At 38.0% G+C, this 12,168-nt stretch carries 14 protein-coding genes and 1 riboswitch; of the genes, 8 read left to right on the top strand and 6 right to left on the bottom strand.

What is annotated here, in order from left to right:
* Positions 1-21 precede the first annotated feature (21 nt).
* Positions 22-426 (top strand): YugN-like family protein, encoded by a 405-nt coding sequence (locus AC1VNJ_RS18515; RefSeq protein WP_033580473.1) that lies wholly within the window; start codon positions 22-24, stop codon positions 424-426.
* Between the two features lie 9 nt (positions 427-435).
* Here AC1VNJ_RS18515 and AC1VNJ_RS18510 read toward each other — a convergent pair whose 3' ends face one another.
* The 3 genes from AC1VNJ_RS18510 to cdaS all read right to left on the bottom strand — a co-directional run bounded on the left by AC1VNJ_RS18510 (position 436) and on the right by cdaS (position 2,399).
* Positions 436-1,224, bottom strand: a complete 789-nt coding sequence (locus tag AC1VNJ_RS18510) for a potassium channel family protein (protein ID WP_033580474.1) — start codon at positions 1,222-1,224, stop codon at positions 436-438.
* Between the two features lie 67 nt (positions 1,225-1,291).
* Positions 1,292-1,675: a VOC family protein gene (locus tag AC1VNJ_RS18505; RefSeq protein WP_482641171.1), complete on the bottom strand. Its 384-nt coding sequence runs from the start codon at positions 1,673-1,675 to the stop codon at positions 1,292-1,294.
* 97 nt (positions 1,676-1,772) lie between these two features.
* A complete protein-coding gene (gene cdaS / locus AC1VNJ_RS18500) occupies positions 1,773-2,399 on the bottom strand; it encodes a sporulation-specific diadenylate cyclase CdaS (protein ID WP_028412605.1) in 627 nt (208 codons plus the stop codon).
* Positions 2,400-2,712: 313 nt separating this feature from the next.
* A riboswitch (SAM riboswitch) is annotated at positions 2,713-2,815 on the top strand.
* Positions 2,816-3,069: 254 nt separating this feature from the next.
* On the opposite strand from cdaS, the gene AC1VNJ_RS18495 reads away from it, so the two are divergent.
* The 7 genes from AC1VNJ_RS18495 (at position 3,070) to AC1VNJ_RS18465 (ending at position 8,939) form a co-directional block, all read left to right on the top strand.
* Entirely contained in the window at positions 3,070-3,783 is a 714-nt protein-coding gene (locus AC1VNJ_RS18495) for a phosphoadenylyl-sulfate reductase (protein WP_028412604.1), read from the top strand.
* Positions 3,784-3,802: 19 nt separating this feature from the next.
* Positions 3,803-4,882: an inorganic phosphate transporter gene (locus AC1VNJ_RS18490; protein WP_482641170.1), complete on the top strand. Its 1,080-nt coding sequence runs from the start codon at positions 3,803-3,805 to the stop codon at positions 4,880-4,882.
* A gap of 52 nt (positions 4,883-4,934) precedes the next feature.
* On the top strand, positions 4,935-6,086 hold the full coding sequence (sat, locus tag AC1VNJ_RS18485; protein ID WP_014457931.1) for a sulfate adenylyltransferase: 1,152 nt from the start codon (positions 4,935-4,937) through the stop codon (positions 6,084-6,086).
* Between the two features lie 12 nt (positions 6,087-6,098).
* Positions 6,099-6,698 carry an adenylyl-sulfate kinase gene (cysC, locus tag AC1VNJ_RS18480; protein WP_028412601.1) on the top strand — a complete coding sequence of 200 codons (600 nt, stop codon included), beginning with the start codon at positions 6,099-6,101 and terminating at the stop codon, positions 6,696-6,698.
* 91 nt (positions 6,699-6,789) lie between these two features.
* Positions 6,790-7,569, top strand: a complete 780-nt coding sequence (gene cobA, locus AC1VNJ_RS18475; protein ID WP_033580477.1) for a uroporphyrinogen-III C-methyltransferase — start codon at positions 6,790-6,792, stop codon at positions 7,567-7,569.
* Between the two features lie 13 nt (positions 7,570-7,582).
* Positions 7,583-8,350: a sirohydrochlorin chelatase gene (locus AC1VNJ_RS18470; protein ID WP_033580478.1), complete on the top strand. Its 768-nt coding sequence runs from the start codon at positions 7,583-7,585 to the stop codon at positions 8,348-8,350.
* Entirely contained in the window at positions 8,331-8,939 is a 609-nt protein-coding gene (locus tag AC1VNJ_RS18465; RefSeq protein ID WP_047749626.1) for an NAD(P)-binding protein, read from the top strand. Before AC1VNJ_RS18470 ends, AC1VNJ_RS18465 begins: the two co-directional genes overlap by 20 nt.
* 27 nt (positions 8,940-8,966) lie before the next feature.
* On the opposite strand, the gene AC1VNJ_RS18460 is transcribed toward AC1VNJ_RS18465, so the two are convergent.
* The 3 genes from AC1VNJ_RS18460 to AC1VNJ_RS18450 form a co-directional block, all read right to left on the bottom strand.
* Positions 8,967-9,644, bottom strand: a complete 678-nt coding sequence (locus AC1VNJ_RS18460; RefSeq protein ID WP_013059577.1) for an MgtC/SapB family protein — start codon at positions 9,642-9,644, stop codon at positions 8,967-8,969.
* A gap of 119 nt (positions 9,645-9,763) precedes the next feature.
* A complete protein-coding gene (locus tag AC1VNJ_RS18455) occupies positions 9,764-11,350 on the bottom strand; it encodes an AMP-binding protein (protein WP_482641169.1) in 1,587 nt (528 codons plus the stop codon).
* A gap of 243 nt (positions 11,351-11,593) precedes the next feature.
* The gene (locus AC1VNJ_RS18450; protein ID WP_432517732.1) at positions 11,594-11,788 is read right to left on the bottom strand and encodes a hypothetical protein; all 195 of its coding nucleotides are present in this window, start codon (positions 11,786-11,788) and stop codon (positions 11,594-11,596) included.
* Positions 11,789-12,168: the final 380 nt, after the last annotated feature.

Here is a 12,168-nt window from a genome sequence, read left to right as displayed (position 1 = left end):
TTAAAACAGAGGAGGGATAAGATGATTGAATTATCTTCAAGATTAGACGGCACATTATTCAAGCTTTATGAATTAGAAAAAACGCTTAAGCCGCTTGGGTATAACATTGGAGGAAATTGGGATTATGATCATGGTTCATTCGACTATAAGATGAATGATGAAGTCGGCTATCAGTTTTTACGCATCCCGTTTACAGCTACGAATGGAGAACTGGATTCTAAAGGAACAACCGTACAGATTGGTACGCCATTTTTACTTTCACATAAGTATCAAATTGGCTTAGATGACAATGTTCACAATGGAAACGTGGGTGCTTCATTTAACCAGTTTGCAGAACCCCAAGACGCAGACGCTTCATTTCCAGAAAAGTATATCAGCTTAGGAGAAGAGCTAATTAGAGAGGCAGAAGAGGCGCTGCTTCAATAATTGAAAGGATTATTCTTTTCTTAAACTCTCTAATTTTTTCACAAAAATATGTTCGTACATGACCTGACTAATCAACTCGTTTGTTTTAATCATTTCATTTACCCCCAAATTTTGCGCATTTTGAATATGCTTTTTTGTTAACAGTTCAACGATGCTGTAAATAGAAGGGTTCAATCCTTGCAGAGCGACTAGCGTAACAATCGTATTCATGTCTGCATATTCTTCTGTCTTATGCTGATCGGCAGTAATCAGCACTTTTTTTGCGCACCGAGCATTGGCAAGTTCTAATACCTCATAGTGAGAGGGACTTCCTTTAATAAAATGAACGCGATCACAGATCATGGGGTTTTTAGTCAGAGAGTCGTCGATAAGAACAATGTCTTCTTTATGAAATGCGTCGCGATAAGACTCTAGCACGAGTTTGGCGCGCTCATTCCACCCCACAACGATGAAGTGATCTTTTCCATAAAACTTTAAATTCCCTTCCAAATAAGCGCTCTCAGCGGAAACAGCAATTTTAGAAAGCGTGACAAAATAAGTAGTAATAAATCCCGTTCCAACCAGGACTAAAATAATTGCAGCTAACCTTCCAATCGTAGTGGTGGGAGCAAAATCACCGTATCCTATAGTAGAGATTGTAATAATAACCCACCAAATTCCTTCAAACACATTCCCAAACGTTTGCGGCTCTAGGAAATGTATAAGCATGCCGAAAAGTAAAACAAGGCAGCCGATAATAAAAAGAAGCCGCACTAAAATAGAACGACGAAAAAGTCGGAATAATAGCCATTCCATCATAAAAAAACCTCCAGTGATTAGTCATAGCCACAGTATGACCATTTTTCACTGAAGGTATAAGATATCTTTATCTTTTTACTTCGTAATATTCAATCCATTCTTTGTCTGGACCGTAGAAAAATAAGTATCTTGCTTCATTTGGCAAAGTTACAATGTTTTCTTCCACAAATGAAACGCCTGCTGATTTTAAACGCTCAAACTCCTCTTCAATTCCATCTACTGCCAGCGCAAAATGATGAACTTTACCTTCACTAGGTAAGCTTGAGTTATACCCTTGAATTAACTCTACGATTACATTGCCTTCTAAACCTAGAAAAGCTAGCTTCAAAGACGGATCGGTATGTGGTAGTGTTTCGATGAGCTCCAATCCCACTTTTTGTGTATAGAACTCAATAGATTCTTCTATATCCTTTACTTGAACGCCTACATGTTCAAATTTTAAAATTGCCATATGCATCACCCGTATCTATAGTATGTAAAAACTATGAAATATATTAAAGAGAAAGGATAGATAAGTCAAGATAGGGCTGCTTATCAGGAAAGGGCTCTTAAATCATATTTTTGCTGGAGTGAATAGGGTAGAGGCTTCCATCAAGAGCAAACGAAATTTTACCTGTTTCTTCAGATACAACTAAAATTAATGCATCCGATTTTTCCGACATTCCAATTGCTGCACGGTGACGTGTTCCCAACTTTTTGTTCGTTGAAATAATAGACGAGAGAGGTAAAACATTAGCAGCTGAAATAAGCTGATTATTTCTAATTAGGACGGCTCCGTCATGTAAGGGTGTCCCTGGATAGAACAGTGTCTCAACTAGCGTAGCGCTGACAGGAGCTTGAATAGGCATTCCTTTTTGAATAAGAGGATCAACATTTTGTTCCCGTTCAATGACAATTAAAGCGCCGTGACGTTTCTCAGAGAGGTTATGAATAGCTAGGGACAGAGCAGCGTATTCAAATGTATAAGGCGATAAGTAATGACGCAAGTAATAAGAGGCGGCCGTAGCTTGAACATCTTGAAATAACCTTCTCATCTCCTCAAAATCACATAAAATACAATGATCACTCGTGTCTAAATGTTTAATTAAATTAGAGGCTTCAGTTGAAATCTGCTGTAAATATGTTCGCACATTATTTTTAATTGTATCGTCTAATTGAAAGGGTTGTCTCTCCATCTTATATAGCTCCTATCTGTCAGTCAGTGTTATCTGTAATGTGTGCTAATGTGGGTGAATTATCCGTAAAGCTCATAAATCCGTTATTAATTTTATAGAGAGATTTTGCATTTTATTTAGCAAGAGAACATAAAAAGTCGGGGAAAAAAGAAAGCGTTTTATAAACTGATATGTTCACATTTGGGTTAAATTTACATATGTTGTTTTAAATAAAAGTATAGATATTTCTGTGAATTTAAAGTATAGTTTTCTTATCGGATATATAATTTTTAATGTTGACAAATATTCTAAATATGCTAAAATTTTTAAAAAATGCTTATCAAGAGTGGTGGAGGGATCTGGCCCGCTGAACCCCGGCAACCTGCTTAGCAAGGTGCTAATTCCAGCAAAGTGTGTATCATTTTGAAAGATAAGGTGAAAATTATTGCCTACCCAGTCTTTCAATACGGAAGACTTTTTATTTTGATATAGCGCAAGAGATATTTTGAGGAGGGACAACGATGACTGTAAACCCCCGACTTAAAACAAACCTTTGAACACGCCGAAGCAAAGTAAGAATTAAATAGTTTCGCTGACTAGACACACTAGAGGCGGTTTTATCCAATTCTAGTGGGTAAAACCGTCTTTTTTTATTGGATAACGCGGATAACTAAGAATTGGAGTGGAGAAAATGGCAGACTTATATACGTACGAAAACTGGAGCGATACATTTCCAGAGTTCGACAGTAAAGATGAAACAAAAGGAGCCCTTTCAGCATTGCAGTGGGCGTATGATACCTATGGAGATTCAATTATTTATGCGTCAAGCTTTGGGATCGAAGGAATCGTGTTAATTGATTTAATTTCAAAAGTGAAAAAAGATGCTGAAATTGTCTTTTTAGATACAGGGGTTCATTTTAAAGAAACATATGAAGTGATTGATGCAATTAAAGAACGCTTCCCTGATTTACGTATTCATATGAAAAAGCCGGATTTAACTCTTGCAGAACAAGCTGAAAAACATGGAGATGAGCTTTGGAAGAGTCAGCCTAACCTATGCTGTCAAATTCGAAAAATCATTCCGCTAAGAGAATCCCTTGCTCCTTATGATGCGTGGATTTCCGGTTTGAGACGTGAGCAGTCTGAGTCTCGTGCCAACACGAATTATTTTAATAAAGATGAGAAATTCAAGAAGGTGAAAGTTTGTCCGTTAATTCATTGGTCATGGAAAGAAATTTGGCGTTATGTGTATAAGCATGATTTGCCATACAACAAACTTCATGATCAAGGCTACCCAAGTATCGGCTGTGAGCCCTGTACCGCACCTGCCTATAATGTAGACGATTTACGTTCAGGAAGATGGGCAGGTACACAAAAAGTGGAGTGCGGATTACACGAATCTTAAATACGAAAGAGCTGAATAAATGATGCTTTTATATGTTGCCTTTATCATTGCGCTTTTTTTTGCAATGAATATTGGGGCAAGCGGTGCAGCAGCTGCTATGGGCGTTTCATACGGCTCCGGTGCAATTAAAAAGCGAAGAGTGGCCCTGTTCATCTGTGCTGTAGGAATTGTGCTCGGAGCTGTTACCGGAGGCGGTGAGGTGGTAAAAACCATCAGTTCAGGTATCATACCTGAAAAACTGCTGTCAGTAGAATTAGTTATTATCATTCTGGCTGCTGCAACGCTGTCACTCTTTTTCGCGAATTTGATTGGTATCCCTTTATCAACAAGTGAAGTAACAGTTGGCTCAGTTGTTGGAGTAGGGGTAGCTTATCAATCTCTGTATGTAGAAAAACTTTTAATTGTCATGTCTTTTTGGATTATTGTTCCGCTAGTTTCATTTGTTATTGCTTTTTTGATTGGGAAATTGATAAAGCGCAGAGCGCATAAAAAAGAAGCAGAGGGAAAGTGGAAAAGAGTTTTAACGATTTTAGTTATTGCAACGGGATTCTTTGAAGCCTTCTCAGCTGGAATGAACAATGTGGCAAATGCTGTCGGTCCTCTAGTAGGAGCTGGATTAATGGATGCTACAACGGGTGTCATAGCAGGAGGATTGGCGGTGGCGCTCGGAGCTCTTTTACTAGGAGGCCGAGTTATTGAAACAAACGGAAAAAAAATTACTCGCTATTCTGTAGGAGAAGGCTGTATTATCTCGGGTACTGGTGCTTCTCTTGTTACAGTCGCTTCACTGTTTGGTTTGCCAGTACCGCTTACACAGGTCACTACGTCTTCTATTATTGGAATAGGCGCAGCGAAAACGGGATTTACGAAAGAACAGCGAGAAGTGGTCATTCAAATGTTAAAGGTTTGGGTGGTATCCCCTGTATTTTCACTCGTAATCTCATATGTTCTTGTGAAATTAGTACTTGAAAGCGACTTATATTCATTTGTGGTGCTAGCTAGTGGATGTATTGCTACAGGAGGTATTCTAAGCTTAGCTAGAACGACTAGAAGAAAAAGAGCAAGCCTGCAGTCGGAAAAAGAAAAAATGACTGCGTGATTCAAGTGCTTTTTATTATATTGTGTTAATTACTTAAGGAGGATTTTACAAAATGACAACAATTCAAGCACACGGTGGAGAATTAATTAATTTATATCAACCAACATATGACTACACGTCACTAACAAAAGAAATTGAAGTAGACAACATGGCTCTAAGCGATTTAGAACTAATTGGAATTGGTGCTTATAGCCCAATTACGGGGTTTTTAGGAGAAAAAGATTATCAATCAGTTGTTGAAAATATGCGTCTAGCAGATGGAACTGTATGGAGTATTCCTATTACTCTTCCCGTAACAGAAGAGCAGGCTAAAGAATTAAACATTGGCGACAAAGTAAAACTAGTTCAAAGCGGTGTGACATATGGTGTTTTAGAAGTTTCTGAAGTATATACGCCAAATAAAGAAAAAGAAGCGGAAAATGTGTACCGCACAGCAGAACTTGCCCACCCTGGTGTGAAGAAAATGATGGAACGCCCAAATGTATATGTAGCAGGTCCAATCGTACTTGTAGAACGTACACCTAAAACGCGTTTTGAAAAGTATTACCTAGATCCAACTGAAACAAGAGCAGCATTTGAAGAGCGCGGTTGGAAAACGGTTGTTGGATTCCAAACTCGTAACCCTGTTCACCGTGCGCATGAGTATATTCAAAAAACAGCATTAGAAATTGTAGACGGCCTGTTTTTAAATCCACTTGTAGGAGAAACAAAGTCAGATGATATCCCAGCAGATATCCGTATGGAAAGTTATGAAGTACTTTTAGAGAACTATTATCCTAGCGATCGTGTAGCTTTGGCAGTTTTCCCTGCTGCAATGCGCTATGCTGGACCTAGAGAAGCTATTTTCCATGCAATGGTTCGAAAAAACTTTGGATGCACGCATTTCATTGTAGGCCGTGACCACGCTGGTGTTGGTGACTACTACGGAACATATGATGCACAAAAAATCTTCAGTAACTTTACGGCAGATGAATTAGGAATTACACCTTTATTTTTTGAACACAGCTTCTACTGCAAGAAGTGTGAAGCGATGGCATCAACGAAAACATGCCCTCACAGCAAGGAAGATCATATGATTCTATCTGGTACCAAGGTACGTGAAATGCTTCGTAACGGAGAAGTGCCACCAAGCACATTCAGCCGTAAAGAAGTAATTGAAGTGTTAATTAAGGGATTAGCAAAACAAAAAGTATCTTCAAAATAAGGAGCGGTTGAAGTGAGTAAATCAACAAACATTACGTGGCATGATGCTGGAATTACAAAACAGGAAAGACGCGAGCAAAATAATCATCACAGTTTTGTATTATGGTTTACGGGCCTTTCGGGTTCAGGTAAATCTACCGTAGCAAACGCAGTGGCAAAAGCGCTTTTTGATAAAAATATTCGCAATTATGTATTAGATGGTGACAATGTTCGTTTTGGCTTAAACAAGAATTTAGGGTTTTCTGCTGAAGATCGTACAGAAAATATTCGCCGTATCGGTGAGGTTTCTAAGCTGTTCGTAGACAGCGGTCAAGTGGTACTAACAGCATTTATCTCTCCATTCCAAGAAGATCGCGCTCAAGTGCGTGAGATCTTAGAGGGGAATGAATTTTTGGAAGTATACGTAGAGTGTCCGTTAGAAGAATGTGAAAAAAGAGATCCAAAAGGCCTTTACAAAAAAGCAAGAAGCGGAGAAATCCGTGATTTTACAGGAATTGATTCTCCCTATGAGTCACCTGCTAATCCTGAAGTAACAATTAATACAAGCACACAGTCTGTAGAAGAATGTGTACAAACTGTTATTGAATATTTATCTAACCGAAAATTCATCTAAATGACAGCGGACTTTGTCCGCTGTTCTAATTCAAATTAAAATTTGGGAGCGCTGCGGAGACGTGGAAATGATGGAAGGGTGAAAGGCATTCATGGGGAAAGTATATCTAGTCGGTGCAGGACCAGGAGATCCAGATTTAATTACATTAAAAGGGTTGAAAGCAATTCAGCAAGCAGATGTTATCTTATATGATCGTTTAGTGAATAAGGACCTGCTGGAGTATGCTAAAAGTGATGCTGATATTATTTACTGCGGAAAGCTTCCAAACTACCATACCCTCAAGCAAGAAACAATCAATAACTTTTTAGTGAAATTCGCTAAAAAGGGGAAAATTGTAACGCGCTTAAAAGGCGGAGATCCATTTGTTTTCGGACGCGGAGGGGAAGAAGCAGAAGCTCTCGTGCAACAGGGCATTTCATTTGAAATTGTTCCAGGAATTACATCAGGTATCGCAGCTGCTGCTTATGCAGGAATCCCTGTCACTCACCGGGAATACAGCGCAAGCTTTGCTTTTGTAGCAGGACACCGTAAAGACAGCGAGCATGATGCAATCAAATGGGATAGCCTAGCCAAAGGTGTAGATACTCTTGCCATTTATATGGGAGTGAGGAACTTACCGTACATTTGCCAACAGTTAATGGAACATGGAAAAACCTCAGCTACGCCAATTGCATTGATTCACTGGGGCACATGTGCGGACCAGCGCACTGTAACTGGAACTCTTGGTACAATTGTTGATATTGTTAAAGAAGAACAAATTGAAAATCCCAGTATGATTATCGTTGGTGAAGTTGTAAATTTTCATGACCGATTGAATTGGTTTGAGAAGACTGGACAGCATTACTATTCGTATGCACAAGAAGCTTACTAAAGAGGTTGATTATATGGATGCAGTTTTATATGTTTGCCATGGCAGCCGCGTAAAAGAAGGCGCTGATCAGGCAGTTGCTTTTATTGAAAGATGTAAAAAAAATCTAGATGTACCGATTCAAGAAGTTTGTTTCCTAGAGCTAGCTTACCCTACTATTGAACAAGGATTTGAAGCGTGTATTGAACAAGGTGCTACTCGTATTGCCATTGTGCCGCTGCTGTTATTAACAGCTGCCCATGCAAAACATGATATACCTGAAGAAATACACAAAGTATATGAACGCTATCCACAAGTAGAAGTACTGTACGGAGAACCGTTCGGCGTAGACGAACGAATTGTTGATATCTTAGTAGAGAGAATCAATGAAACCAATGTGGATAAGCATGAAGATTCGATGGTATTGCTGGTCGGCAGAGGAAGCAGTGATCCTGCTGTAAAAAAAGATTTTAACGAAATAGCTCAACTGCTAAAAGGTAAAGGAGCTTTTAAAGAAGTGAGCACATGCTATTTAGCTGCCGCTGCCCCTAATTTAAAAGAAGGCCTGCACCTTGCTAAACAAACTTCGTATAAGCAAGTATTCGTTCTCCCGTACCTTTTATTTACCGGTATTTTAATGAACGAAATTAAGGAAGAATTGGAGCAGTTATCAACAGATGACCAGCAGTTTATCTTAGCAAACTACCTAGGTTATCATGATGGACTTGCACACATTTTAAGTCATCAAGTAAAAACGTTATTATCGAGTAGAGGAAATCAATACGATGTATACCGTTATGCTTGATTTAAAGGATCGTTCGGTCTTAGTAGTTGGAGGCGGAACAATCGCAACTCGTAGAATTAAAGGTTTTTTACAAGAAGGAGCAGCCATTACAGTGGTTGCTCCAACTGTTTCAGCTGAAATAAATGAGTGGGAAGCTAAGAATCAGCTGTGTGTAAAAAGAAAAAAAGTAGGAGAAGAAGACTTACTTAATGTTTTTTTTATTGTTGTAGCTACAAATGATAAAGCTGTGAATAAGTTCGTTAAGCAGCATATTAAAAATGATCAGTTGGTTAATATGGCCAGCGGTTTTTCCGATGGAAATATTCAAATTCCTGCACAGTTTTCTAGAGGGAGATTATCGCTAGCAATATCCACAGATGGCGCTAGTCCTTTGTTGACAAAACGAATAAAAGAAGAATTATCTTCGAATTATGATGAGAGTTACACACAGTATACACAGTTTTTGTACGAATGCAGAGTTCTTATCCACAGATTGAATGTGTCAAAGAGCCGTAAACATGAGTTGTTAACAGAAATTATCGATGATCAATACCGGCTGTCTCTAGTAAAACAGAGGGAATTTTTACAACAGATTGAAAAATATAAATAAAAAAACGGCCAATTGGCCGTTTTTCATTTATACATTTTCAACTTCAATGCTACGAATACCGCTGATTTTTTGAATCTCGTAATACACTTCTGTAGTAGGACGCTGATTATTAACTGACACTTTCATACGTATATATAATTCATTGGTGTCTAAATCTTTGATTCGAATATTTTTTATTGTAATATTCTTTTCTCTAATGCTGTTAGTTGTATCAAAAATATTGTGCTTATCAGCCAGCTTAAGTTGAAGAATAAGCTCTTTCTCGCGCAGTTGCCTAGGCCCTAGAATAGTAATAAGGAAAGGGAGAAGTTCAACGCTGATGATGAGCAGTACAACTCCGGTAATAGCTTCGGGATAAAACCCTGCACCTACAGCAATACCTATACCTGCTGCCCCCCAGATAATAGCGGCTGTTGTAAGCCCAGAGATGCTGTCATTTTCTTTTCGTAAAATAACACCCGCTCCTAAAAAACCAATTCCAGAAACAATTTGAGCAGCCAGACGAAGCGGGTCCATTGTGATATGATCACCTTTATTAAAAATTTGAGAAGACTCAATCGAAACAATCGTGAGTAAACAGCTAATAATGGAAATTACGAGAGATGTTTTTAAACCAACAGGCTTTCGTTTTAGTTCCCTTTCAATTCCAATAATAAGACCAAGTACAGCAGAAATACCTAATTTGAGCAACATTTCATTTTCCATTATTTTCACCTATTTCAATAGACATTGTTGTTTATATCTGTATGAAAGAAGAAAAACAGATATGTATCAGTATAGTAAACTTTTCTTCATAATGACAGGTGAAATTCGAAAAAATCTGATTATTTATAAAGCGCTACGATCGTTTCTTTTAATTTATATTTTTGAATCTTGCCGGATGCCGTCATGGGAAAGTCGTCTATAAAATAAATATGTTCGGGAATTTTGAAATGAGCAAGCTTACCTTTGCAAAAGTCTTTGATTTCTTGAGCGGTAAGAAAAGAATCTTGCTTGAGTTTAATGCATGCAGCAACTCGTTCTCCATACTTTGGATCAGGAATACCGACAATTTGCACATCTTCTACCTCGGGTAATCTATATAAAAACTCTTCAATTTCTCTTGGGTAAATGTTTTCTCCACCTCTAATAATCATATCTTTTAGACGTCCTGTAATTTTTACATAGCCATCTTTATCGATGGTAGCTAAATCTCCTGTATGTAGCCAGCCCTCTACAATTGTTTTTTCTGTTTCTTCCGGCATTTTGTAATATCCTTTCATTGTTAAATATCCTTTTGCACAAAGTTCTCCTTGTTCTCCAAAAGAAGCTTGTTTACCTGTAATTGGATTAATAATTTGAATCTGTACATGATCATGTACTTTGCCAACCGTTTGTACTCGCCGCTCGATAGAATCAGTTGGGGTTGTTTGGGTGATTACAGGAGATGTTTCGGTTTGACCATAGGCGATGGTAATTTCGCTGATACCCATGTCATTTATGACTCGTTTCATTACTTCTGCTGGACAATTAGAACCAGCCATGATTCCTGTGCGAAGAGTAGATAAGTCATATTGATTAAACTCAAGTGCATTTAATTCCGCAATAAACATAGTTGGTACACCGTGAAGCGCTGTACATTTTTCTTTCTCTACGGTGCGTAAAACAGAGGAAGGCTGAAATTCAATAATCGGTAGCATAGTAGCACCTACGGATACGCATGCTAGAACGCCCAGTACACATCCAAAACAATGAAAGAAAGGAACTGGGATGCATAAGCGGTCTTCGTTAGTCAGTTTCATAGACTGAGCAACTAAAAAGCCGTTATTTACTATATTATGGTGACTTAGCATAACTCCTTTTGGAAAACCTGTTGTTCCGGAAGTATATTGCATATTGATAACTTCATGGATATGTAGGGATTGCTCATACTTATCGAGCACCTCATCCGATACCGTTGAGCTACTCATTAAGAACTCGTTCCAAGAAGTATGTTCGCTTGATTCACTTAAGTTTATAAGATGTTTTAGATTGGGAAGATTATGTTCAATACCGGTGATAATAGACGTATAAGAAGTGCTTTTAAATTCATCAATGAAAAATAGCGCTGCTGTATCAGAATGCCTCAATACATACTCTAATTCAGAGGATTGGTAGCTTGTATTAAGGGTAACCAAAACAGCGCCTATTCTAGCTGCTGCGAATTGCAGAAGTAACCATTCCGGCACATTTGTAGCCCAGATAGCGATATGATCGCCTTTGTTGAGACCGGTGGCTAGAAGTGCCTTTGCAACTCGAGAGGTTTCTTGATAAAACTCTGCGTACGTATAGCGAATATTTTGTTCAGAGTAGATAACCGCTTCTTGATGCCCAAACTTTTTTGTACTTTCTTTTAAAAGTTCTCCAACCGTTACTTCAAGCAATGGTTTCATTTGGTTTCCTCCTTGAATAATGTTAAAGTATATATGAAAGCGCTTTCTAAAAGTAGTTTATCAAATTTAAAGAAAGTGTTCCAAAAAATCATTCGACAAATTCCTTCACTGTCCATCGCACGTATGAAGAAGGGGGGAGCTGAGTTTATCGTATTGATTTCAATAAGTAAGTATACCGAATGCGAATATTGTAATAAAATAAAGAAATGTCTCCTTATTATAAGAAGACAACGTAGCATCATGTTAATAAAGAATGGTATAAAAATATGAAGTAAACAAACAAAAAATTATGCTGAATGTTGAAAGTGAAATAAATGAAAGGCCGTTGACTTTGCCTTCTTTATTAGACATTTCAATTGATTCCCAATAAGCAAGTGAAATTAAGAGAATAGACATACAAAAGGACAAATAGAGTGCAGCTGCAATTAAGGTATCCAAGTGAACGCCTCCTTGGCGGATAATGATTTAATAGACATTATGCTAGCTTAGGTCTAGATATGCTAGTATCTATTAATTGGCTAACGTTTCGTGTACAAGAAAATAGTTTTTAAAAATATATCGAAAAACTATTGCACAATAAAAGAAGGCATGGTATATTATTAAATGTCGCTAAGATGAACTGCTAAAGCAAACATCGAAGTGATAAACAAATAAAAAACTTGTTGACAACTAGATTGCAACTTGTTATGATAGTAAAGTCGCCTAAGAGCGGCGGTTGAACTTTGAAAACTGAACAAAGCGACAAACGTCAACGTTAATTTTTATTTTTTAAATGAGCAAGTCAAACACTTCTTCGGAGAGTTTGATCCTGGCTCAGG

The sequence above is a fragment of the Priestia sp. 3CA3 genome (assembly GCF_056836725.1).
This window is presented reverse-complemented; position numbering and strand designations above follow the sequence as displayed.

What these genes read in the sequence shown, in the direction of transcription:
- AC1VNJ_RS18515 (WP_033580473.1), top strand. Translation starts at nt 22, where the DNA reads ATGATTGAATTATCTTCAAGATTAGACGGCACATTATTCAAGCTTTAT.
- AC1VNJ_RS18510 (WP_033580474.1), bottom strand. Translation starts at nt 1,224, where the DNA reads ATGATGGAATGGCTATTATTCCGACTTTTTCGTCGTTCTATTTTAGTG.
- AC1VNJ_RS18505 (WP_482641171.1), bottom strand. Translation starts at nt 1,675, where the DNA reads ATGGCAATTTTAAAATTTGAACATGTAGGCGTTCAAGTAAAGGATATA.
- cdaS (WP_028412605.1), bottom strand. Translation starts at nt 2,399, where the DNA reads ATGGAGAGACAACCCTTTCAATTAGACGATACAATTAAAAATAATGTG.
- AC1VNJ_RS18495 (WP_028412604.1), top strand. Translation starts at nt 3,070, where the DNA reads ATGGCAGACTTATATACGTACGAAAACTGGAGCGATACATTTCCAGAG.
- AC1VNJ_RS18490 (WP_482641170.1), top strand. Translation starts at nt 3,803, where the DNA reads ATGATGCTTTTATATGTTGCCTTTATCATTGCGCTTTTTTTTGCAATG.
- sat (WP_014457931.1), top strand. Translation starts at nt 4,935, where the DNA reads ATGACAACAATTCAAGCACACGGTGGAGAATTAATTAATTTATATCAA.
- cobA (WP_033580477.1), top strand. Translation starts at nt 6,790, where the DNA reads ATGGGGAAAGTATATCTAGTCGGTGCAGGACCAGGAGATCCAGATTTA.
- AC1VNJ_RS18470 (WP_033580478.1), top strand. Translation starts at nt 7,583, where the DNA reads ATGGATGCAGTTTTATATGTTTGCCATGGCAGCCGCGTAAAAGAAGGC.
- AC1VNJ_RS18465 (WP_047749626.1), top strand. Translation starts at nt 8,331, where the DNA reads ATGTATACCGTTATGCTTGATTTAAAGGATCGTTCGGTCTTAGTAGTT.
- AC1VNJ_RS18460 (WP_013059577.1), bottom strand. Translation starts at nt 9,644, where the DNA reads ATGGAAAATGAAATGTTGCTCAAATTAGGTATTTCTGCTGTACTTGGT.
- AC1VNJ_RS18455 (WP_482641169.1), bottom strand. Translation starts at nt 11,350, where the DNA reads ATGAAACCATTGCTTGAAGTAACGGTTGGAGAACTTTTAAAAGAAAGT.